Below are 23337 nucleotides of genomic sequence, written 5' to 3'. Positions count from 1 at the left end.
CTGAATAAAATCGCCTTCAACAAGGGCTCGGACATGACAATCGACAAGATAGAAATAGACACACTCGTAGTGGGTGCCGGCCAAGCCGGCGTGGCCATGAGCGAGCACCTGAGCAAACTCGGCGTGCCTCACCTGGTACTTGAGCGCAACCGCATCGCCGAAGCCTGGCGCACCGGCCGCTGGGATTCGCTGGTGGCCAACGGCCCGGCCTGGCACGACCGCTTCCCCGGCCTGGAATTCGACCTCGACCCTGACGCCTTCGCCGCGAAGGATCAGGTGGCCGACTATTTCGAAACCTATGTCCGCAAGTTCAACCTGCCTATCCGCACCGGCGTGGAAGTGAAGAAGGTGGTGCGCAATACCGAGCGTCCGGGCTTCACCATCGAGACCTCCGAAGGAGTGATCCTGGCCAACCGCGTGGTCGCCGCTACCGGCCCGTTCCAGCGCCCGGTGATCCCGCCGATCGCGCCCAAGAGCGAAGCGCTGCACCAGATCCACTCCGCCGCCTACTACAACCCGCAGCAACTGCCCGAGGGCGCGGTGCTGGTGGTCGGCGCTGGCTCCTCCGGCGTGCAGATCGCCGAAGAGCTGATGCGCGCAGGACGCAAGGTGTACCTCTCGGTCGGCGCCCATGACCGTCCGCCACGCGCCTACCGCAACCGTGATTTTTGCTGGTGGCTGGGCGTGCTCGGCGAATGGGATGCAGAGATCGCCAAGCCTGGCCGCGAACACGTGACTATCGCCGTCAGTGGCGCCCGCGGTGGCCACACCGTGGACTTCCGTGGCCTGGCACATGAGGGCATGACCCTTGTCGGCCTGACCAAGGCATTCAACAACGGCGTGGTGAGCTTCCAGGATGACCTGGCGGCCAACCTCGAACGCGGCGACGAAAACTACCTGGCGCTGCTGGATGCCGCCGATGCCTATGTCGAACGCAACGGCCTGGATCTGCCGGAGGAGCCGCAAGCCCGCCACCGTTACCCGGACCCGGACTGCGTGACCCAGCCGATCCTGGAACTCGACCTGGCCCAGGCCGGCATTACCTCGATCATCTGGGCGACCGGTTACGCCGTGGACTTCAGTTGGCTGCAGGTCGATGCCTTCGACGCCAACGGCAAGCCCAAGCACCAGCGTGGCGTGTCCAGCGAACCGGGCGTGTACTTCCTCGGCCTGCCGTGGCTGTCGCGCCGGGGCTCGTCGTTCATCTGGGGCGTGTGGCACGACGCCAAGCACATTGGCGGCCACATCGCCACGCAACGCACCTACCTTGCCTACCGCGACAGCGCGCAACGCCAGGCCGAGGCCCGCACCACCGAACCGACCATCAAGAAAGTCAGCGCCCTGGGAGTCAACTGATGCCTACTCATACCCGCATCCGCATGTTCAACACCAAAGCAACCTACCCCAACCAGACGCTGGACAACGACCTCTGCCAGGCCGTGCGCGCTGGCAACACCATCTACGTGCGCGGCCAGGTCGGCACCGATTTCGAAGGTCGCTTGGTCGGCCTTGGCGACCCGCGCGCCCAGGCCGAGCAAGCGATGAAGAACGTCAAGCAACTGCTGGAAGAAGCAGGCTCGGACCTGTCGCACATCGTCAAGACCACCACCTACATCACCGACCCGCGTTTTCGCGAGGCGGTGTACCAGGAGGTCGGCAAATGGCTCAAGGGTGTCTTCCCGATTTCCACTGGCCTGGTGGTGGCCGGGCTGGCCCAACCGGAGTGGTTGATGGAGATCGACATCATCGCGGTGGTGCCGGACGAGCAGTGATGAAACAAGACCGGGGCCTCAAGCCCCGGTTTTTCTTGGGTACTACGCTGGCGCCTACATCCGCGCCAGTTCCTCCCGGCAGAATTCGACGAACAACTGCGCTGGCTTGGTCAACTGCACCCGCTTCAGCCGCGCCGCCGCCAGCCCGGAGGTCGACACCGGCTCAGCAATGTCGATGGTCACCACCTTCTGCCCATCGTAGGTGCATTCCGAATGTGGCCGAGTGACCAGCAGCGAGAAGCCGAAGCCCTGCCCGACCATACCGCGCACCATTTCGATCGAGGGCGAGCTGAAGACGATATTCGGTGTCAGCCCCAGTTCATTGAACAGGCTGACGAAGTAGGTCCGGCTCGGCGCCACGTCCAGCAGGATCATCGGCTCTGGGCAAAGGTCACGCAATGACACCTGGGTCTGGCCGGCGAAACGGTGCTTCTCCGGCAACAACACATAGGGCTTTTGCGGCGGCATCAGCGGCTCGGCTTCGATAGTGCCGTCCAGGTCGTGGTCGTAGAGGAATGCCAGGTCGAAGGTGCCGGCGGTCAGGCCCTGGATCAGGTCTTGTTGCTCACCGTCGCGCAAACGGATATCCACGCCTGGGTAGCGCTCGCGAAAGCCTGCGATCAGCCGCGGCAGGTACAGCGGCGCCACGGTCTCGAAACAGCCGATATCGATCTGCCCGGCCACCGTGTCGTTATCGGCCAGGGCGTTCTGCTCGAACTCATGGGTCATCTGCAGCAACGCCTTGGTCTTGGCATAGAAACGCTTGCCGCTGGGCGTCAGGGACACGCCTTGGGCGTGATGGCGGATGAACAGCTGCACGCCGAAGCTCTCTTCCAGGCTCTTGATCGCCGTGGAGATGGACGGCTGGGCGATGTACAACTGGCGCGAAGCCTCGGCCACGCTGCCAGCCTCCACGGTGGTCACGAAATACTTGAGTTGTCGCAAGGTATAGGAAGCCACAGGCACCTCTTTGACGCTGTCTCACAGCGTTCTTGTCATATCGGGGGTGCCTATCACCTTACCCTAGCGACCAGGTCACGGGCGCTTGGCCGATGAAGGATTTACCTATGGCTGGACGATATTTTTCATGGCGTGACGGTGTACTTGGCACCGAGTCCCTCGCCCCAAGTCAGACCGCTAGCCCCTTTTGCGCAACTGCGCCGGCGTACAGCCGAAGCGCCGGCGCACGCACTTGCCCAGGTAGCTGCTATCGGCCATACCCACCTCATCGGCGATCTGCGCCAGACTGTGACTGGAGTTGAGCAAGCGCCACTTCACGTGTTGCAGGCGCATTTCCAGCCAGAACGCCTTGGCACTCATGCCCTCGCTCTCCTGGAACAGGCGGTCGAGCTGGCGGCGGCTGATGCCCAGCTCGGCCGCCAACTGCTCGACCGAACCACTGCCCGCCATGCGATGGTGCATCAGCGCGATGGCACGCTGCACATGCCGCCCTTGCACGCCAGCGACTACCTGTGAACGCAAGGCATGGCGGCTGTCACGGGTCTCGTCCACCAGCATGTCGGCCAACCCCTTGAGCGCCCGGGTGCGTCCACAGGCGCGGGTCAGCAGCTCCACCGCCAGGTCGATGGCCGCCGTCCCTCCGGCGCAGGAAATACGCGCGCCGTCGAAGCAATACAGTTGTTCGCGCTGTACCTGGATACGCGGATAGGACACCCGAAACTCAGCCTCGTGCCGCCAGTGCAAGGCCACCTTATGGCCGTTGAGCAAACCACAGGCAGCCAGCAAGAAGGCGGCGTTATCAACGCAGACCAGCTTCAGGCCTGCCCTCGCCGCCCGGCGCAGCAGGGGCTTGTAGGCTGGGGCCAACGCCGCAGTGGCCCCCGCGCTGCGACCACCGAACAGCACCAGATAGTCGTAATCAGCCAGCGTGACCTGGTCAAACGTCGCCTCTACCTGCAGTGCCGCGCCGCTGCTGGAGAAAACCGGCGCCGGCGTCAGCCCGACCAGCGTCCAGCTGCAATAGCGCTGCCGGCTGTAATCCTCGTCATCGGCACTGAAGCGCAGTTTGTCCAGAAACGCGCCCAGCGGCAGCAGGGCGAACTCCGGCAGAGGCAGGATCAGCAGGCGGATATCAGGGGGCATGGGCAAGGTCCAGTTATCACCAGAAAATGTCCAGATAATACCCTTTCTATTCCCCTCGCTTCTCTACACTGGCCGCCTCTGCATACACGAGACACTTCCATGGCCCTGGACACCTGGCTCATCTACCTGCTGGCAAGCATCGGCCTGTCGCTGACGCCCGGCCCCAACAGCCTGCTGGCCCTCACCCACGGCGCGCTGTACGGCGCCCGCCGTACCCTGTTCACCATCTGTGGCGGCGTGGTCGGCTTCAGTTGCCTGATCGCCCTCGCCATGTTCGGTCTGAGCGCGTTGCTGCAGACCTCGGCGTCACTGCTGCAGATGCTCAAATGGCTCGGCGGCGCCTACCTGCTCTGGCTGGGCATCCAGCTCTGGCGCAACCCTGCCCTGCGCCTGGAGCCGGCGGTTGGCGACAATGGCTCGAGTGCCGCGGGGCTTTGCCGCCAGGGTTTCCTCTCAGCCATGGCCAACCCCAAGGTCCTGCTGTTCTACGGTGCCTTCCTGCCACAGTTCATCGACCCGCAGCGCAGCCTGGTGCCGCAGTTCGTGGTGATGGCAGCGACCTTCGCCAGCGTCGAGTTCCTGGTGGAATACCTGCTGGCACGCCTTGCCTTCCGCATCCGCCCCTGGCTGGCCCGGGGCGGCAAGGGGTTCAACCGCTGCTGTGGCAGCCTGTTCGCCCTGATCGGGGTGGCGTTGCCCTTGAGTCGATAAGTGAGGCACGGCATAGGACGAAGGACGGTAGGAAGACTTCATCCAGCGTTGAAACTTGCCGTCCCCTCTGCCGCTCAATCCAGGGACTGCTGTGGATTGACACAAGCGTGATGTGAAAGTCACGAGAGCACGCAATGTGCAGGCTGATAACGAGCTCTATGAATATAAGCAGGAAAGGAAATCTCGCAAAAAAAAGCTGCACATTTAGCGGCCAACTATTGATATCAACCATCTCTGCATTCATGAATCTCCCACCAATAGAAACATATCCCTAGCATGCTGATGACGAAAGGCGACAGCATGAAAGTAAACCCCCACCTAGTTCCCCCAAAAACCTCCCACGCTCAAGACTCCTCATAACGACATCACGGTTTTCCAGCAGAACCATGGCAACCCACTCAGCGCTCACAGGAGGGGTAGGCCTATGTTTCATGGCAGCACAATGCTGCAAACAGATCAGGTACTGGACAACCTCACGAGCCCCCCGCCGACCAGCATCCAGCAGAAACCGATTGCGCTCGGCCACAGTGAAATCAGCATCTTTCGCTTCAGTGCCGGGGGAAAGTTGCGGATCTCATCGGCATCCACTACTCCCCTGCGCAAGTGCAAATACGGGAAAACGACTAAACCGCAGACGCTCCACACCAGCGCCCAGCGAGCTTTGAGACTTGTCGTCCCCCATGAACGTTTCTGCCGCTCAATCCAGGGACTGCTCTGGATCGCCGCAAGCATGATGTAAAAGTCACGAGAACACGCAATGTGCAGGCTGATAGCGAGCTCTATGAATATAAGCAGGAAAGGAAATCTCGCAAAAAAAGCTGCATATTCAGCGGCCAACTGTTGATATCAATCATTGCTGGACTCATAGATCTTTTCACCAGAAAATTCGCCGAGTGCATCACCAGTCAAGCCGCCCGCAAACGAACCGCCACCTACCAGTACGATGGCACATACAGGCGCCCCAACGCCTGCAGTTCCAACGCTAAATGCGCCGCACAACATGGTTGCTGTAAACCCTCCTAGTAAAGAGCCAACTGTGCCTCCTGCAAGACCACCAACCAAGCTCCCCGTTTCTGTCAACCTAACCTTTTTGCACCCTGCCGTTTCTCCAGCACGACACACCTCTTGCACCTTCAGACCAGAAGATGCCCCCCTAACGCAATACCGACATAGCCACCGTACTTCAAGTACTTCGCGGTCTTGGCCACCTCATCCAAATGCGTGGCATACCCCGGAATCTGTCCGGCACCACCCGCGCGTGACCCGTGATGCACCAGGCTCTTGGTTGAAATACGCAGGTCCCGGCGCAGGGTGTTGTAGCTACCGAGATTCAATTGTTTGTTGAGGAAGGCGCTTTTCAGTTGCGCATCCAGCTGTTGCTACAACTGCCGGCGGGCGGTGAAGAAGTCGGGGCTTTTCAAATGGCCGTGCCGATTGAACTCACGCTGGTGCAAGAGTTCGAGGCTACGCAAGGTATCTTCGACCTGCTTCAGTCCTTTGTTCAGCATGTCCACGCCGACGCCCATCGACAAGCTGGCCATGCCGAGCATCCCGGCAATCTCGCCTTGGTAACGCATCATGAAATTAGCTTCTTCGTCGGTGAGTTGCGCCAGCGTTTCACGCACCTGCGCGGCGGCCGCCATCAGGTCGGCCTCTTTCCGCGTGCAAGCCGTGAAGTTGTCCGGGTCACCGATGACAACGATCTCGCCCGCCTTGAAGCCGTCGAGGTAGGTGGGGTTGAGCCGCTGTAGACGGGTGATCAGTTGCGGTCCCTGCTCATCGGTCAGGCGGGCGAGCAGCTGTGGCCAGGACATGCTGCGCGGGACGATGTAGAAGCCCGGCTCGAGTGTGCCGGGAGGCGCACCAGCAAAGGCTGATGAGGACGGTGTGAGGGGAGTCGCCCGTGACGCTGCAGAAGCCGGCACGGCGTTCGTCGCCGACCTTGGCGCTGCCGCCTGTTTCGCTCCGGACAGCGCCCCCAACGGCGCGATCAGGCGGTTGCTACCAGCAGGACAGGCGCAGTGGATCAGCGCTCCATCCACCGCCACTGGCAGCCCGTGGAACTTCATCCGACGCTCGCCTTCGATGATCGTCCCGTTCTCACCGCACCTGGGGCAGGCTGTAGTGACGTCGCCCTGACGCAGGATGCCCCGCCTGTCCTGCCGGGCCTGGGCCAGACTGCTAAGGCAGGTGGCGCCGGTGGTGGTTGCATCGCCATCCAGGCCCTGGCCCTTGCCGAATACGTTCATGCGGTTGCCCATCACTCACCACCGGCTATCAGGGTGAAAGGGGCAGCAGGCAAAAGCTGCCTGGTCATGTGCAAGTTCCTTGTGCAAAAGAAGTCCGGAACCTAGCACCCAGCCGGCGGTTTTATACCCCGCTCAAGTCGATAGAGAAAATTCCTACATCAAATCCAGATCCATCTACCGATCCACAGAAAAAAGATTCATCACAGATTTCCGGGGGAATCAGCGAGGTTGGGGTTGCATGATGATTACCAGCCGCTTGCCGCTGAAGTTGACGGGCAAGCCGCGCCAACCCAGTCTTCCAGAGCACCCCCATTGCCGCGAGCGCCCGGCCCATGCTCATCAACCTGCTCAACACCTTGCCCGACCTCGACCCGCAGGCCGCCGAACATATCGACAACCTGCTCGAGCGCCCTGGCCTGCGTATCGAACGCATCGTCTCCAGTGGCCAATGCAGCCCGCCAGACTTCTGGTACGACCAAGTCGAGGGCGAGTGGATCCTGCTGCTCAGCGGCAGCGCCGGTCTGCGTTTCGAGGATGAAAGCGAGCCAAGGGTGCTGCAGCCCGGCGATCACCTGGACATCGCGCCGCACCGACGCCATCGCGTGGAATGGACGGCCAAGGACGTGGCCACGGTATGGCTGGCGGTGTTCTACGGCAACTGATCCAGTTCAGCGTCACTGATACATGACCCGTTGAGGCCACGACACAATCCGCGCGCGGGTCGGCGCACCTGCGTAGCTCCCCTTGCCGCTGAAATATTTGCACACATTCGTAGCCTAGCGACCAATGGCAAGCCTTCCTGTGATCTCGATATGATTGATAACACTTATCAAAAGCAATAGTACTTTCGTCTCACTGGAAAACAATTCTCATGACGAATACCCTTGTGTCGAATCGCCCCTCTCACCCCTTGATGGCCTCCGCCCTCGGCCTCGCCGTCGCCTCCACCTCGGTTTGCACCCTCGCCGAAGAGCCTCGCAAGAGCACCCTGGAGCTGGGCAACATCAACGTCGATGCGCAATCCGACGGCGACTACCGGACCGAACGCTCCGCCTCCAGCAAATACACCGCCCCGCTGCTCGATACGCCGCAGACCATCACTGTGGTGCCCAGCCAGGTGATCAAGGAGCAGCAAGCCCTGAGCCTGCGCCAGGTGCTGTCCAACGTTTCCGGCATCACCTTCAACGCCGGCGAAGGGGGTGGGGGTTCGGGTGACAGCATCAACATCCGGGGCTTCTCGGCCAACAGCAACATCCAGATCGACGGCTTGCGCGACAGCGCCCAGACCACCCGCTCCGACACTTTCAACATCGACCAGGTGGAAGTCATCAAGGGCCCCAACTCGGTGTTCGGTGGCGCCGGCACCACTGGCGGGAGCATCAACATCATCACCAAGCAACCCCAGGACCAGGCCTTCACCCGCCTGGGCGGCAGTGTCGGTACCGACAACTATTACCGCCTGACCCTGGACAGCAACCAGCCGCTGGAAGGCATCGGCGACAACAGTGCATTGCGCATCAACGTCATGGGCCATCAGAACGATGTGCCCGGCCGCGAGAAGATCGACCGTGAACGCTGGGGTGTCGCGCCGTCCCTGCGCCTGGGCTTTAACGACTCCACCCGTCTGACACTGAGCGCCTTCCACCAGGTGGACGACAACCTGCCCGACTACGGGGTCCCGGCCCTGAACGGCAAGAAGCTGGCCGGCGTCGACCGCAACGACTACTTCGGCTGGAAGAACCTCGACAAGGAAGAAATCGAACAGAGCGCCCTGACCGCCAAGTTCGAGCACGACTTCAACGATAACCTCAGCCTGCACAACCTCACGCGCTACAGCCATATTGCCCGCGACACCACGGTGTCAGCGTCCCATGTCAATACCGAGGGTGTACCGCCAGGCCGTTACCGCCCAGCCGGCCCGCAAGGGTATGGCCGCGACGCCACCACCGAACTGTGGATCAACCAGACCAACCTGATCAGTCACTTCAACCTGCTCGGCATGCGCCATGACCTGGTCGGCGGCGTGGAGGTCTCTCGCGAGACCATGGACCTGAAAACCTACAGCCATGGCCTGGGCAATGCCTTGTACCCTGCCGATGGCTATGATCTGGGCAACCCGCCGGGATACTGGTCAGGGCCAGCCAACAAGGCCACCACCGGTTATTCGGAATCAGAGCTCACCAACCACGCGCTCTACGTCTTCGACACCATCGCCCTGCACGAGCAGTGGGACCTGAACCTTGGCCTGCGCTACGACAAGTTCAAGGGCGAGGCCGAAGGCTTCTCCGCGGCCCATGAGCGTACTTCGAGGTTCAAGTCCACCGACGAGAGGCTCAGTGGCCGTGCGGGCCTGGTCTACAAGCCGACTGAGAACGGCCGCATCTACGTAGCCTGGGGCAATTCCTTCAACCCATCGGCGGAAAGCCTGGCCTCCAGCGGAGGCGGCCTCACCGCAGCCACCGAAGACCTGTCCCCGGAAAAGAACGAAACCTGGGAACTGGGCACCAAGTGGGAGTTGCTGGACAAACGCGTGGAGCTGGACGCCGCGCTGTTCCGGGTCGAGAAGACCAATGCCCGCGAAACCATGGCCGACGGCTCGACCCAACTGGCCGGCAAGCAACGGGTACAGGGCGTGGAAGTGGGCGTGACCGGCCACATCACCGAACATTGGGATGTGTTCGCCAATTACACCTTCCTCGACAGCGAGACCCTCAAGGCCGCCAACACCGACGCAGGCATCGCCCGCGAAGGCCAGGCGCTGGGCAATACTCCACCACGCTCCCTCAACCTGTGGACCACCTACCAATTGCCGGCTGGCTGGACCCTTGGCTACGGTGCGCGCTATGTCAGCGAACGCAACGTCACCTCCAGCACCACCGAGAAGCTGGATGCCTACTGGGTGCACAACGCCATGGTGGCCTACCGGGTCAATGAGAACCTCGACCTGCAGTTGAACGTCAACAACCTGTTCGATAAGGACTACATCGAGCGAGTCCGCCAGCAGAACGGCACCGACGCACGTTCTTCGGCCATCGAATATGGCGATGCACGGTCGGCGATCCTCTCGGCGACCTACAGCTTCTGAGTGAACCGCTCGGGCTGATGCAAGGTCAGCTCGAGCGCAATTGTGGCGGCGGCGCAGCGCCGAAGCGCCACGCCGTCCCAATTGGCCCTAGTTGACCGGAGCCAGTTGGGAGCCGTTTCCTCTCCAGACTTTTCTCGCAGACGCTCTCCGTAAACTAGACTCCGACACGGCTCCCAGCCTTTTCTGCCCTGCGACAACAGGTCTCTTTCAATTATGTACTAACTTGTTAATTAGCTTGCTAAGGGTATAAACTCTGTGCATCCCACAGCGAGATCTTTCGGCATGAAACAAGCACCGCGCGCCTCCGGCGCCCCCTCTTTCATCCTGGTCGGCCTGGGCGTGATCATCGCCTTGCTCGGCCTCGCCCTGGCCGCTGGCGGCATGAAGCTGGCCGGCCTGGGTGGTTCCTGGTACTTCCTGATAGGTGGCCTGGCCATGGCCATCGCCGGTGTCCTCATCGCCCTGCGCAAACCGGCTGGCGCCTGGCTGTTCGCCGTATTCCTGGTGGGTACCGCGATCTGGGCTCTGGCCGATGCCGGCCTGGCGTTCTGGCCGTTGTTCTCACGGCTGTTCATGTTCGGCGCGATCGGTATGGTCGTGGCGCTGGTCTACCCGATGCTGGTGCGCGCCAGCGGTGGCACGCCTGGCCGTGCGGCCTACGGAGTGGCCGGTGTGATGGCGGTGGCGCTGGTCATCGCCGCCGGCAACATGTTCGTCGCCCACCCGAGTGTCGCCCCCACCGGCACTGGCCCAGGCTTGACCCCGGTGGAGCCGGACAAGGCGCAGAAGGACTGGGCCCACTACGGCAACACCGAAGGTGGCAGCCGTTTCGCCGCGCTGGACCAGATCAACCGCGACAACGTTGACAAACTGCAAGTGGCCTGGACCTACCGCACCGGTGACGTCGCCATCAGCGACGGCAACGGTGCCGAAGACCAACTGACCCCGCTGCAGGTCGGCAACAAGGTGTTCATCTGCACCCCGCACAACAACCTGATCGCGCTCGATGCCGACACCGGCAAGGAGCTCTGGAAGAACGAGATCAACGCCAAGTCGGCGGTGTGGCAACGCTGCCGTGGCATGGCCTATTTCGATGCCAGCGCACCACTGGCCCAGCCAACCCAGCCGAACAGCTCGCAAGTCACCGCCGTCAGCGTTCCAGCCGGTGCCAACTGCCAACGCCGCCTGCTGACCAACACCATCGACGCCCGCCTGATCGCAGTCGATGCCGACACTGGCGAGTTCTGTCAGGGCTTTGGCAACAACGGCCAGGTCGACCTCAAGGCCGGTCTGGGCGATGTCCCGGACTCCTATTACCAGCTGTCCTCCGCGCCGCTGATGGCCGGCACCACCGTGGTGGTCGGCGGCCGCGTCGCCGATAACGTGCAGACCGACATGCCCGGTGGCGTGATCCGTGGTTTCGATGTGGTCACCGGGCAGATGCGCTGGGCCTTCGATCCGGGCAACCCGCAGGACCGCAACGCCCCGGCGGCCGACAGCACCTACGTGCGTAGCACCCCCAACAGCTGGGCGCCGATGTCCTACGATCCAGCGATGAACACCGTGTTCCTGCCAATGGGCAGCTCCTCCACCGACATCTATGGTGTCGAACGGACCAAGCTCGACCACACCTACGGCGCTTCGGTGCTGGCCCTGGACGCGACCAGCGGTGAAGAAAAATGGGTCTTCCAGACCGTGCACAACGACCTCTGGGACTTCGACCTGCCGATGCAGCCAAGCCTGATCGACTTCACCAAGGCCGACGGCAACACCGTTCCAGCCGTGGTGATCGGCACCAAGGCTGGGCAGATCTACGTGCTCGACCGCGCCACCGGCAAGCCGCTGACCCAGGTCGATGAAGTGCCGGTCAAGCCGGGCAACATCCCCAACGAGCCCTACTCGCCCACCCAGCCCAAGTCCGTCGGCATGCCGCAGATCGGAGCCCAGCAACTGACCGAGTCGGACATGTGGGGCGCCACCCCGTACGACCAACTGCTGTGCCGCATCGACTTCAAGAAGATGCGCTACGACGGCCTGTACACCGCGCCGGGCACCGACCTGTCGCTGAGCTTCCCGGGCTCCCTGGGTGGCATGAACTGGGGCAGCATCTCCACCGACCCTGTGCATGGCTTTATCTTCGTCAATGACATGCGCCTGGGCCTGTGGGTGCAGATGATCCCGTCGCAGAACCAGGGCCAGGCCGCCTCCGGTGGTGAAGCGCTGAACACCGGCATGGGCGCGGTACCGCTCAAAGGCACCCCGTACGCAGTGAACAAGAACCGCTTCCTGTCGGTCGCGGGCATTCCCTGCCAGGCCCCGCCTTTCGGCACCCTGACCGCCATCGACATGAAGACCCAGAAAGTCGCTTGGCAAGTGCCGGTCGGCACTGTCGAAGACACCGGTCCCCTGGGCATCCGCATGCACCTGCCGATCAAGATTGGCCTGCCAACCCTCGGCGGCACCCTGTCGACCCAAGGTGGCCTGGTGTTCATCGCCGGCACCCAGGACTTCTACCTGCGTGCCTTCAACAGCGCCAACGGTGACGAAGTCTGGAAGGCCCGCCTGCCAGTCGGCAGCCAGGGTGGCCCGATGACCTACGTCTCGCCCAAGACTGGCAAGCAGTACATCGTCGTCACCGCTGGCGGCGCCCGCCAGTCGACCGACCGTGGCGACTACGTCATGGCCTACGCCCTGCCGTAATAAGTCGCTGCTCTTTTCGCGGGTCAAGCCCACTCCCATCAGCGAACGCGCTGCGTGGGAGTGGGCTTGACCCACGACAGCCTCTCCATAGACACCCCCGCGATTCCTTCAGGAAGGCCCGCAATGTCATCCGTTTTTCACTTCACGCCTACCCACTTGGCCGCCGCTCTGCTCATGGGCCTGGCCAGCACCTACGCCCTGGCCGAAGGCGACCTGCTCACCCGCGACACCCTCACCGGCGACTGGGGCGGCCTGCGCCACCAGTTGGACGAGGACGGCATCAGGTTCACCGGCGACTACAGCGGTGAAACCGCCTACAACGCCCACGGCGGCCAGCACCGTTCGGCGCGTTACTCGCAGAACCTCAAGCTGGGCGTCCAGTTCGACCTGAGCAAACTGTATGGCCTGGACAACGGCGGCAAGGTCCAGCTGACCATCAATGACCGGCGCGGTAACAGCGCCTCCGAAGACCTGGTGGGCAACCGCCTGCCGATCCAGGAGAACTACGGTGGCCTCTACACCCGCCTGACCGAACTGAGCTATGAGCGCACCCTGTTCACCCCGGCGCTGAACGTCAAGCTCGGCTACATGGCCATGGGCAATGACCTCGGCGGCCTGGACAGCGGCATCCTCTGCAACTTCATGAACGCCGGCTTCTGCGGCCACCCGCTGAACATGTCCGGCGGCAGCGGCTGGACCAACTACCCCAACGCGCACTTGGGCGCGCGGGTGAAATACGACTTCTCGCCTTCCTGGCAACTGCGCGTGGCCGCCTTCAACGTCGACCCCGAAAGCAACGGCAACTCCAGCCGCGCCTGGCACCTGGGTCCCAAGCACACCACCGGTACCGTGGTGCCGATCGAGCTGGTGTACAAGCATCAGGGCGAACTGCCTGGCGAATACAAGCTCGGTTATTACTACGACAGCTCCAACGTCAAGCGCATCGGCAGCGACAAGGACGTGGCCGGTCGTGGTGGCCACTACCTGCTGATCGACCAAGCCGTGTGGAACTCCCAGGCTTCGCCGGGCCGTAGCCTGCATGCCTTCGGTCAGTACTCCGCAGCCAGCAGCGCGGCCTCGCCATTCACCAAGTGGTATGGCACCGGCGTGGTCCTGTACAAGCCGCTCGAAGGTCGCCCCCATGACACCATCGCTCTCGGCTACGGCCGCGCCGTGCCCAATCCACGCAGCCGCGACGTCCTGGAAGACACCGCGCTGGCCAACGGCGAAGCCTTCCCCAACCTGGACAGCGCGGAGCAGTTGATCGAGTTGAGCTACGGCTACCAGGCTACGCCCTGGCTGACCCTGCGACCGGATGTGCAATACATCATCGAGCCGGGTGCCTTCTCCGGCGAGAACATCGACAACGCCCTGGTGGTGGGCCTGCAGGTCAAGGCGACGTTCTGAGCCTGGCGAGGGCCTTGCCCTCGCTTCGCTGGCAAGCCAGCTCCAGTTGACTTCTACAGCGGATCGCCGAGCCAGCGGCGCGGACCAGGGCCGCTTAGGCCGGAGCGATCACCTGGGTTTGTCAACAAGCATTTCTTCATCGACAGGCAGCCGCAGCCGATGCACTCGTCCATACCGATGTTGAGAGCCTGCAACTGGGCGATACGCTGTTCGACGCGTTTTTTCCATTGCCGTGTGAGGCGCTTCCAGTCCTCGCCCACAGGCACACGGTCCTTGGGCAGGTGCGCGAGTTCGGCCGCTACCTCGTCCAGGCTCAGGCCGACCTTCTGTGCAAAGACAATGAAAGCCACGCGGCGCAACACCGAGCGCGGGTAGCGCCGGTGGCCGCTGTCCACCCGCACAGACTCGATCAAGCCGCGTGATTCATAGAAGCGCAGTGCCGACGCTGCGATGCCGCTGCGCTGTGAAATCCATCCGATGGTGACCAGGGGGTCCAGTGTTGAAGAAGTCATGTCAAAACCCCTTGACTTAAAGTTCACTTGAACTTTTATATTGCCGCGTAACCAATTTCAAGGGCAAGCGGAACAGCTGGCGATATGCACTGGGCCGCGCCGCACATCGGCGGGCTTCTGCTCGCGACTATCCTGGCCGCTCGGCCCCAAGGAGAAAAGCCATGAGCGAAAGCACTCCGCAAGCCGCATCGGCTGCTCCAGCCCCACAATCGACCACAGACACGGCACTCGACCGCATGGCCGTGACACTGGTTATCGTGGCCGGCATAGTGTCGGCCCTGCATGTAGGCAAAGGACCGATCGCACTGCCCGAAATGCAGGGCGAGTTCGACCGCGGCCTTGCGGAGCTCAGTGGCATGCTGTCGGTCTTCGCCATCGTCGGTGTGATCGGCGGCATGGCTGCGGGTGCGCTCGCGCAACGCCTGGGCGACAGGCGTGTGCTGATGGCTGGACTCGTCATCCTGGGCCTGGCGAGCGTGGCGGGTGCCGCTGTGCCCGACTACGGCTGGCTCGTTGCCACCCGCGTCGTCGAAGGGCTGGGCTTTCTCGTGGTCGTGGTCGCAGCGCCTGCCGCGCTCAACCGGCTGACACCGCCCGCGCAGCGCAGCATGGTCTTCGGCTTTTGGGGCACGTTCATGGGCATCGGTATTGCGCTATCGATGCTGCTCGGTCCATTGCTCGGCGGCTGGCGGCAGTTGTGGTTGCTCGACGGTGCACTCGCACTCGTCATGGCGGTGTGCATAGGTCTGCGAGTACCTGCTGTACCCGGTACGCGCAAGGATGCCGGACTCGACGTGCGCAGCGTCCTCCGCTCACGTCCCACTGTGCTGCTGGCGCTGGCTTTCGCGGTCTACAACGTCCAGTTCTTCGCCATGATGTCCTTCCTGCCGAGCTTTCTGATGCAGCGGGTGGGCCTATCGATGGCACAGGCAGGCACAGCAAGCGCTGTGGTCGTGCTTGCGAATGCGGCGGGTAACGTGCTCGGCGGGTTCAGCCTGCAACGCGGCATGACGCCCACACGGCTGATGGCGCTGGGCTATCTGGTCACGGGCTTGCTGGGAGTGCTGGCCTACCTGCCCACCACGCCAGCGCCCGCAGTCCTGATGCTGTGCGTGGCCTTCTCGGCTGCCGCGGGAGTACTGCCCGCCACCTTCCTGGCCAGTGCGCCGCGCTCAGCGCCCGCACCGCACCTGGCCCCCATGAGCATGGGCCTGGTCATGCAGGGGAACTATCTGGGGCAAGTGGTCGCGCCAATACAGACAGGCGCGCTGCTCGCTGCTTTTGGCTGGATTTCTATCAGCGCGCAGATCGGCATCGCTGCGCTCGCTGGGGTCGCACTGAGCTGGGGATACTGGAGGTATCGCTAGCACCTAGCAGTGGCCTGCACCTTTTATCAAGCGAGCGCCATTGTGATTGGTGGTTTCACTGCGGGAGGAGACGCTGACAACTTGCCTAGGTTGATCTAGCAAGTTTCTCTGAGCTATGCCGTCAAAACATTCGCCTCCAGAGGCATCCCGGTGCCCCCTATGACGCCAGAAGTTGAGCTACCCTGCGAATGCTGGCGCACGCCAGTTGCAATGATAGATTCCAGGGTCCGTACGCGTTAAGGAAGAACATGGCGAAATGGCTTGCAGGTGGCGGAGTGATGGCTGAGCGCATCCGCCAACACGACTGGGCGTCCACGCCCCTAGGGCCGCTGGAGGACTGGCCCGATACCCTCAAGACCAGCGTTGCCCTGTGCCTGGCATCACGCTTTGCACAAGCGGTCCTCTGGGGGCCGGAGCTGATCACCCTGCACAATGACGCCTTCTCGCCGATCCTGGGTGACAAGCCGCCTGCACTCGGGTGTCCCTTCAGCGAAGTCTGGCAGGAAGCCTGGAGCGAGATCAGCCACATGGCAGACCAGGCCCTGGCCGGGCAAGCGATCTACATCGAAGACTTCCCGCTGCTCATCGAGCGCAGCGGCACCCCTGAACAGGCCTACTTCACCTTCTGCTACAGCCCGATCTACAACCTCGATGGCCAGGTGGTAGGCATGCTCGACACAGTCACCGAGACCACGGCCGCCGTGTTGGCCAACCGTCGGCTCGGCTTCCTGGATGACCTGGGGCGGGAAGTGACCAACGCCAATGACCCCGACCGGATCATGGCCTCGACCACCCGCATGCTGGGCGAACACCTGCAGCTCTCCAGCTGCGCCTACGCCATGATGGAGCCCGACGAGGAGCACCTCACTGTCTGCGGCGACTGGGTAGCGCCCGGGTCGCCACGCCTGCTGGGGGATTACCGTCTGAGCGACTTTGGCCAACGGGCGGTGAACGAGCTGCGCAGCGGCCGGCCGCTGATCATCAACGACAGCCTGAACGAGCTCGCAGCGCATGAAGCAGCCTCGTTCCAGGCCCTCGGCATCACCGCCGCCCTCAGCATGCCCCTGGTCAAAGAGGGCCGCCTGACGGCGCTGATGGCCATCCATGACAGGTCACCACGAACCTGGACAGCCTACGAACTGGCGCTCATCGGCGAAGTCACCGAGCGCTGCTGGGCGCACATCGAGCGGGTCCAGGCCGACGCCGAGGTACGCCAGGCCCTGGCTGCGCTGGAGGCCTTGAACACCACGCTGGAGCAGCGTGTGGAGGAGCGCACCACGCAGTTGCTGCACACCGAAGCCGCACTGCGCAAGGCCCAAAAGCTCGAAGCCATGGGCCAGCTCACCGGCGGCGTGGCCCATGACTTCAACAACCTGCTGACCATCATCCACTCCTCCATTCACTTCCTGCAGCGCCAGGACCTGTCTGAAGAGCGACGGGCCCGCTACCTCAAGACCATCTCCGACTCGGTTGACCGAGGCACCAAGCTGACCGCTCAACTGCTGGCCTTCGCCCGCCGCCAAGCACTGAGCCCACAGGTGCTGGAAGCAGGTCAACACCTGGAGGCGATCGCCGACATCCTAGACACCGCGACAGGCGCCCATGTGAAGGTCGAGCTCGACCTGCCCCGAACGCCCTGTTTCATCTGTGCCGACCTGGTACAACTGGAAACCGCGATCATCAACATGGCCATCAATGGCCGCGACGCCATGGCCGGCCAGGGGACGCTGACCCTGCGGCTAACACCTGGCCAGGCCATGCCGGCCATTGGAGCGCATACACCACAGCCAGGTCGTTTCGCCGCAATATCGGTCATCGACACCGGCGTCGGCATCGCCCCGGACATACTCGAGCGGATCTTCGATCCCTTCTTCACCACCAAGGCCGCCGGCCATGGCACAGGCCTCGGACTGTCCCAGGTATTCGGGTTCGCCAAGCAATCCGGCGGCGATGTCCAAGTGAGCACGGCCCAAGGCCAAGGCACCACCTTCACCCTGTACCTGCCCCATGGCGAGCCCACCCAGATGACAAAACCTACCGACTCCGGTACGCCCTAACGCCGTCCTTCGGCCAGCATGCGCACCGCTAACCCAGCCAGCACCGTTCCCATCAACCAGCGCTGAACCTGCTGCCACAGCGGCCTGCCGGCCAGGAATAGCGCGATGGAGCCGGCCATCACCGCGATCAAGGCATTGACGATCACGCTGATGGCGATCTGTGTGGTCCCCAGCGCCAAGGATTGTGCCAGCACGCTGCCGTGCCCGACCGGGTCGATGAACTGCGGCATCAGCGACAGGTACATGACCGCGATCTTCGGATTCAGCAGGTTGGTCAGAAAGCCCATCATGAACAGCTTGCGCGGGCTGTCCTTGGGCAGGTCCCGCACCTGGAACGGCGAACGTCCGCCGGGCTTGACCGCCTGCCACGCCAGGTAGAGCAGGTAGAGTGCTCCGCCCAGGCGCAACGCGTCGTAGGCATGGGGCACGGCCATGACCAGGGCCGTGATGCCGAAGGCAGCGCAGAGCATGTAGAAGACAAAACCCAAAGCCACCCCACCCAGCGAAATCAAACCCGCCACCCTGCCCTGGCAGATCGAGCGGGAAATCAGGTAGATCATGTTCGGCCCGGGCGTCAGGACCATACCCAGGGAAATCAGGGCGAAAGCCACTAGATTGGCGAGATCGGGCATGGGACGGGTCCTTTATGACCGTGGACGGGTTCAGAGACCGTCAACGATCACTCAAGGCGGTCAAACGGTCAATGCCCGTGCTAGACCCGGCTCTATCGCGCCTTGAACATTCGTTCGTCATAGGCGAAGTCGAAAATCTCGCGGACGCGAACCTGCTCCAGTGCCGGATGCAGGGGATTGATCACCACATTGCGCTCCAGCGGCAGCACCACCGATGGCACGATCAAACCCAGGTGGCTGCACGCCTGCAGCCAGCGGCTGCCGAACGCCATGCTCGGGCTGTCCGCCGGCGCGGCATCCCACCCCTCGGGCAGCGCATGCGGGCTTGGCTCCAGATACAGCGCCGGATCGTCGGGCAGTTCGAAGCAGGTGATCTTCATCGCGAACTGGGGACGACCAGAAGCGTGGACAAAAGTCTCCAGGCAGCAAATCGCTGGGGACAGCCCCATGTACAGGGCTGGGATGTCGATCTGGTTCCAGCGTCCACCGACGATGGCCGCCCCCTTGCCGCTGAGGTCATCCGCCCGGGAAGCCTTGGCCACGCGCCAGGCCAGCATCAGACCACACCACCCCATTCCAGCGCGGTGAGCACCCGCCGCACCTGCCTGGCACCGATTTCGGTCTCGCAGAGCATGACCGGCGCGGCACCACCCAGGGCGTCGTTGGAGCGTGACATCCAAGCCGTGGCCTCCTCCTCGCTCTCGAACACTTCGAGCGCCTGATGGCTGATCGCGGCAATACGGTCCAGGCGCTCGGAGGCCACAGGGTCGAGCGGTTTGTTGTCTCGCACGCGGCGCTCGAGGGTGGAGATCGAGGCGTTGAAGAGCTCGGCCAGTTGCTTTTCAGGCAGCCGGAAGACGGCCCTCACCTCCTGGTAGAGGCCGGCGGGCAAACCTTGTTTGATCTGCACCAAGCGCTCGCTCTCGGTCATGGCGCCATGGACTTTGGAAAAGCGCCAAAAAACGCCTGAGCTGTCAGCGCCTTTCTTCCCCACGGTTGCCCGGGCTGGCTCGCTGGAGGCGCGCCCCCCCGCGATGGCCACGAAGCGCCCATCCGCCCCCCGCCTGACACGCTCGGCGCTGTCCTCGGGCTTTTTGCCTCGCGGCTTGCTGGTGGACTCGATCATGCTGCCTCCATCATTTGACTAAAAATGACCGTCAAATGAAGACTACACCGATCCGGGCCCTGGTACACGAGTTTGCATTGCCAGCGCTAGCCCCATGGCGGTGCAGCAAAAAACCAGCGCACCATCCTGGCCTCCCCCGCCGCCACGCAGCCCATACCCAGCAGGCCCTGCGCCGCATGATACGGGCCCTGCGAAACACTGGCACATGCCTTGCTTAGTGACCCCTCCGCCTTTTGCAGGACTTAACTTTTTTAACGTTTATGGGCACATATTTACTAATTTATTCTTCCCCGCCCACTGCTCAAGATCGCTCCTACAAGAAGGCGTCGTCCCCGGCCGACGCTCACCGAAGTACGACCCCGTACTCATCCTTGCCTTGGAGTCCGTCATGACCAGCGCAGCAACATCGGCACCACTCATAGAAAAACACACGATCGGATACGTGCCTCCAGAAGACCGCCACGGAAAGGTAAGGGACCTGTTCACCCTCTGGTTCGGCGGCAATATCGCGCCGTTGCCCATCGTCACCGGGGCCCTGGGCGTGCAGCTGTTTCACCTGAACCTGGTGTGGGGCATCGTCGCCATTCTGGTCGGCCACCTGGTCGGCGGGGTACTGATGGCGCTGCACTCGGCCCAAGGCCCGCAGATGGGCATCCCACAGATGATCCAGAGCCGTGCCCAATTCGGTTCGCTCGGCGCACTGCTGGTGGTAGTGATCGCCGGGGTGATGTACATCGGTTTCTTCGCTTCCAACATCGTCCTGGCCGGCAAGTCCCTGCATGGTGTGGTCGACAGCGTGCCGGTGCCAGTTGGCATCGTGATCGGCGCTCTGGGCTCGGGGATCATCGGCATCATCGGCTACCGCTTCATCCATGTCCTCAACCGCATCGGCACCTGGGTGCTGGGCGTCGGCATCGTGCTGGGCTTCGGCTACATCTTCACTCACATCCAGACCGATGACTTCCTGACTCGCGGCGGCTTCAACATCTCCGGCTGGCTGGCCACCGTGTCCCTGGCAGCGCTGTGGCAGATCGCCTTTGCTCCCTATGTGTCGGACTACTCGCGCTACCTCCCCGCCAATGTACCGGTGGCAGCCACCTTCTGGACCACCTACCTGGGTTCGGCACTGGGTTCGAGCCTGTCATTCGTATTCGGAGCCGTGGCCGTGCTGGCCATCCCGGCCGGCATGGACACCATGGATGCGGTCAAGCTCGCCACCGGCGCCATCGGCCCGCTGATGCTGGTGCTGTTCCTACTCAGCGTGATCAGCCACAACGCGCTGAATCTGTATGGCGCTGTGCTGTCGATCATCACCCTGGTGCAGACCTTCGCCTACCGCTGGATTCCCACGGCCAAGAGCCGCGCGGTGCTGTCGCTGATCGTCCTGCTGGCCTGCTGCGTGGTGGCGGTGTTCGCCTCGGCGGACTTTATCGGCCACTTCGTTGACATGGTCCTGGTACTGCTGGTGGTGCTGGTGCCCTGGACCGCGATCAACCTGATCGACTTCTACGCCATCCACAAGGGCGACTACGACATCGATTCGATCTTCAAGGTCGATGGCGGCATCTATGGACGCTACAACCCACAGGCGCTGCTAGCCTACGCCATTGGCATCGTGGTGCAGATCCCGTTCATGAACACACCGCTGTATGTCGGCCCGGTCGCCGAGCATATCAACGGCGCGGACCTGTCCTGGCTGGTCGGCCTGGCCGTCACCTCGCCGCTGTACTACTGGCTCGCGACCCGTGACAGCGCCTACCGCCGTCGGCAGGTGAGCGCCAAGCTGGCGGCCAATCACTGATATCCGTAAAGCGCACACGCCGGGGACGCCCTGTCCCCGGTCAATCGCGGGCAAGCCTGATCCAACACATCCAGTACGTGCTTTGAGAGTGGCGTGGACCTGAAGCCCGCGATTGCCATCGCCATGACTGCAGCGCCCCTGGCAACCCAGCTTTTTCATATACCCCGAGCATATTTTTAATAATTTTCCTATTGCCCGCGCTGCCGCAGTATCGCCTTAGCCCACAACAACAAACCGACTGCTCTGACGGTCAGGGGGAACTGTAACGTGTTCGATCTCGGTTACTGGCAGCAGCAAGCTGCCCGGTTATCTTTCAGCGACAAGGCTCTGATCGGCGGTCGCCAGGTGGCGGCCTGCTCCGGTGAAACCTTCGACGCCATCAACCCGGCGACCAACCAACTGCTGGCCAAGGTGGCCGCCTGCACCGACGCCGATGTCGACCTGGCCGTGCGCACCGCCCGCCAAGCCTTCGAGCAGGGCCCTTGGGCGCGCATGGCGCCAGTGGAGCGCAAGCGTGTGCTGCTGCGCCTGGCCGAACTGATGCTGGCGCACCGCGAGGAGTTGGCCCTGCTCGACTCGCTGAACATGGGCAAGCCGGTAATGGACGCCTACAACATCGACGTGCCCGGCGCCGCCCATGTCTTCGCCTGGTATGGCGAGGCCCTGGACAAACTCTATGACCAGGTCGCCCCCACCGCGCCGAATGCACTGGCCACCATCACCCGTGAAGCCCTGGGTGTGATCGCCGCCGTGGTGCCCTGGAACTTCCCGCTGGACATGGCTGCCTGGAAGCTGGCCCCGGCCCTGGCCGCCGGCAACAGCGTGGTGCTCAAACCGGCCGAGCAGTCGCCCTTCTCAGCCCTGCGCCTGGCCGAACTGGCGCTGCAAGCCGGAGTGCCGGAAGGCGTGCTCAACGTCGTACCAGGCCTCGGCGAACAGGCCGGCCGCGCCCTCGGCTTGCACCCGGATGTGGATTGCCTGGTGTTCACCGGCTCGACCCAGGTAGGCAAGTACTTCATGCAGTATTCGGCGCAATCCAACCTCAAGCAGGTCTGGCTGGAGTGCGGCGGCAAGAGCCCGAACCTGGTGTTCGAGGATTGCCAGGACCTGGACCTGGCCGCCGAAAAAGCCGCCTTCGGCATCTTCTTCAACCAGGGCGAAGTCTGCTCGGCCAACTCGCGCCTCTATGTGCAGCGCTCCATCCAGGACGAATTCACCGAGCGCCTGCTGGCCAAGGCTCGCCAGTGGCTGCCGGGCGACCCGCTGGACCCGGCCAGCCGTGCCGGGGCCATCGTCGATGCCGGGCAGACGGCACGGATCATGGCCTTCATCGAACAGGCCCAAGGCGAAGGCGCACGCCTGCTCGGCGGTGGCCGGCAACTGAGCTTCAACGGCTCCAGCAACTTTATCGAGCCGACCGTTTTCACGGATGTCGCCCCCGGCATGCAACTGGCCCGCGAAGAAGTGTTCGGCCCAGTGCTGGCGCTCAGCAGCTTCGAGACCGAGGAAGAAGCCGTGCGCCTGGCCAACGACAGCCCCTATGGCCTGGCCGCTTCCGTATGGAGTGACGATCTCAACCGCGCCCACCGCGTCGCCCGGAGGCTCAAGGCCGGCACCGTCTCGGTGAATACCGTGGACGCCCTGGATGTCACCGTGCCCTTCGGCGGCGGCAAGCAGTCCGGTTTTGGCCGGGACTTGTCGCTGCACTCCTTCGACAAGTACAGCCAGCTGAAGACCACCTGGTTCCAGCTGCGCTGAGCACGCTGCAAGGCATCCGCCCTGGCGTGGCGGATGCCCGATTCGCTTTCCACAACA

19 protein-coding genes are annotated in these 23337 nt (G+C 62.9%); 12 read left to right on the top strand and 7 right to left on the bottom strand.

Features of this window, described 5'->3' with window-relative positions:
- Nucleotides 1-33 precede the first annotated feature (33 nt).
- On the top strand, nucleotides 34-1356 hold the full coding sequence (locus ACYU03_RS11215; RefSeq protein ID WP_461890686.1) for a flavin-containing monooxygenase: 1323 nt from the start codon (nucleotides 34-36) through the stop codon (nucleotides 1354-1356).
- Nucleotides 1356-1772 carry a RidA family protein gene (locus ACYU03_RS11210; protein ID WP_461890684.1) on the top strand — a complete coding sequence of 139 codons (417 nt, stop codon included), beginning with the start codon at nucleotides 1356-1358 and terminating at the stop codon, nucleotides 1770-1772. Before ACYU03_RS11215 ends, ACYU03_RS11210 begins: the two co-directional genes overlap by 1 nt.
- 54 nt (nucleotides 1773-1826) lie before the next feature.
- Here the strand turns inward: ACYU03_RS11210 and ACYU03_RS11205 are convergent, their stop codons facing one another.
- On the bottom strand, nucleotides 1827-2732 hold the full coding sequence (locus ACYU03_RS11205) for a LysR family transcriptional regulator (protein ID WP_461890682.1): 906 nt from the start codon (nucleotides 2730-2732) through the stop codon (nucleotides 1827-1829).
- A 177-nt stretch (nucleotides 2733-2909) separates the two neighbouring features.
- Nucleotides 2910-3875 carry a GlxA family transcriptional regulator gene (locus ACYU03_RS11200; RefSeq protein WP_461890681.1) on the bottom strand — a complete coding sequence of 322 codons (966 nt, stop codon included), beginning with the start codon at nucleotides 3873-3875 and terminating at the stop codon, nucleotides 2910-2912.
- 99 nt (nucleotides 3876-3974) lie between these two features.
- Here ACYU03_RS11200 and ACYU03_RS11195 point away from each other — a divergent pair, with 99 nt between their 5' ends.
- Together ACYU03_RS11195 and ACYU03_RS11190 are read left to right on the top strand one after the other, a co-directional pair.
- On the top strand, nucleotides 3975-4586 hold the full coding sequence (locus tag ACYU03_RS11195; protein WP_461890678.1) for a LysE family translocator: 612 nt from the start codon (nucleotides 3975-3977) through the stop codon (nucleotides 4584-4586).
- Between the two features lie 424 nt (nucleotides 4587-5010).
- The gene (locus ACYU03_RS11190) at nucleotides 5011-5325 is read left to right on the top strand and encodes a hypothetical protein (RefSeq protein ID WP_461890676.1); all 315 of its coding nucleotides are present in this window, start codon (nucleotides 5011-5013) and stop codon (nucleotides 5323-5325) included.
- Between the two features lie 640 nt (nucleotides 5326-5965).
- Here ACYU03_RS11190 and ACYU03_RS11185 read toward each other — a convergent pair.
- On the bottom strand, nucleotides 5966-6847 hold the full coding sequence (locus tag ACYU03_RS11185) for a PAAR domain-containing protein (protein WP_461890674.1): 882 nt from the start codon (nucleotides 6845-6847) through the stop codon (nucleotides 5966-5968).
- Nucleotides 6848-7167: 320 nt separating this feature from the next.
- Here ACYU03_RS11185 and ACYU03_RS11180 point away from each other — a divergent pair, with 320 nt between their 5' ends.
- The 4 genes from ACYU03_RS11180 (at nucleotide 7168) to ACYU03_RS11165 (ending at nucleotide 14027) form a co-directional block, all read left to right on the top strand.
- Nucleotides 7168-7497: a cupin gene (locus ACYU03_RS11180; protein ID WP_461890672.1), complete on the top strand. Its 330-nt coding sequence runs from the start codon at nucleotides 7168-7170 to the stop codon at nucleotides 7495-7497.
- 209 nt (nucleotides 7498-7706) lie between these two features.
- Nucleotides 7707-9920 carry a TonB-dependent receptor gene (locus tag ACYU03_RS11175; RefSeq protein WP_461890670.1) on the top strand — a complete coding sequence of 738 codons (2214 nt, stop codon included), beginning with the start codon at nucleotides 7707-7709 and terminating at the stop codon, nucleotides 9918-9920.
- 282 nt (nucleotides 9921-10202) lie between these two features.
- Nucleotides 10203-12620 carry a glucose/quinate/shikimate family membrane-bound PQQ-dependent dehydrogenase gene (locus tag ACYU03_RS11170; RefSeq protein WP_461890668.1) on the top strand — a complete coding sequence of 806 codons (2418 nt, stop codon included), beginning with the start codon at nucleotides 10203-10205 and terminating at the stop codon, nucleotides 12618-12620.
- Between the two features lie 123 nt (nucleotides 12621-12743).
- Complete coding sequence (locus tag ACYU03_RS11165) at nucleotides 12744-14027, top strand: carbohydrate porin (RefSeq protein WP_461890666.1); 1284 nt, start codon at nucleotides 12744-12746, stop codon at nucleotides 14025-14027.
- A gap of 53 nt (nucleotides 14028-14080) precedes the next feature.
- Here the strand turns inward: ACYU03_RS11165 and soxR are convergent, their stop codons facing one another.
- The gene (gene soxR, locus ACYU03_RS11160; RefSeq protein WP_461890664.1) at nucleotides 14081-14539 is read right to left on the bottom strand and encodes a redox-sensitive transcriptional activator SoxR; all 459 of its coding nucleotides are present in this window, start codon (nucleotides 14537-14539) and stop codon (nucleotides 14081-14083) included.
- Nucleotides 14540-14700: 161 nt separating this feature from the next.
- On the opposite strand from soxR, the gene ACYU03_RS11155 reads away from it, so the two are divergent.
- Together ACYU03_RS11155 and ACYU03_RS11150 are read left to right on the top strand one after the other, a co-directional pair.
- On the top strand, nucleotides 14701-15906 hold the full coding sequence (locus ACYU03_RS11155) for an MFS transporter (RefSeq protein ID WP_461890662.1): 1206 nt from the start codon (nucleotides 14701-14703) through the stop codon (nucleotides 15904-15906).
- Between the two features lie 248 nt (nucleotides 15907-16154).
- Nucleotides 16155-17963 (top strand): sensor histidine kinase, encoded by a 1809-nt coding sequence (locus ACYU03_RS11150; protein WP_461890660.1) that lies wholly within the window; start codon nucleotides 16155-16157, stop codon nucleotides 17961-17963.
- Here ACYU03_RS11150 and ACYU03_RS11145 read toward each other — a convergent pair.
- The 3 genes from ACYU03_RS11145 to parS all read right to left on the bottom strand — a co-directional run bounded on the left by ACYU03_RS11145 (nucleotide 17960) and on the right by parS (nucleotide 19721).
- Entirely contained in the window at nucleotides 17960-18595 is a 636-nt protein-coding gene (locus tag ACYU03_RS11145; RefSeq protein ID WP_461890658.1) for a LysE family translocator, read from the bottom strand. The two genes, ACYU03_RS11150 and ACYU03_RS11145, sit on opposite strands and share 4 nt — an antisense overlap.
- A 92-nt stretch (nucleotides 18596-18687) precedes the next feature.
- The gene (locus tag ACYU03_RS11140; protein ID WP_461890656.1) at nucleotides 18688-19152 is read right to left on the bottom strand and encodes an RES family NAD+ phosphorylase; all 465 of its coding nucleotides are present in this window, start codon (nucleotides 19150-19152) and stop codon (nucleotides 18688-18690) included.
- Nucleotides 19152-19721, bottom strand: coding sequence for a type II RES/Xre toxin-antitoxin system antitoxin (gene parS / locus ACYU03_RS11135; protein ID WP_461890654.1), 570 nt, complete (start codon nucleotides 19719-19721; stop codon nucleotides 19152-19154). The genes ACYU03_RS11140 and parS overlap by 1 nt, the downstream gene beginning before the upstream one ends.
- 388 nt (nucleotides 19722-20109) lie before the next feature.
- Between parS and ACYU03_RS11130 the strand changes: the two genes are divergently transcribed.
- Nucleotides 20110-21522, top strand: a complete 1413-nt coding sequence (locus ACYU03_RS11130; protein WP_461890652.1) for a purine-cytosine permease family protein — start codon at nucleotides 20110-20112, stop codon at nucleotides 21520-21522.
- 267 nt (nucleotides 21523-21789) lie between these two features.
- The gene (locus ACYU03_RS11125) at nucleotides 21790-23280 is read left to right on the top strand and encodes an aldehyde dehydrogenase (protein WP_461890650.1); all 1491 of its coding nucleotides are present in this window, start codon (nucleotides 21790-21792) and stop codon (nucleotides 23278-23280) included.
- Nucleotides 23281-23337: the final 57 nt, after the last annotated feature.

Source organism: Pseudomonas sp. X10, from assembly GCF_054889225.1.
This window is presented reverse-complemented; position numbering and strand designations above follow the sequence as displayed.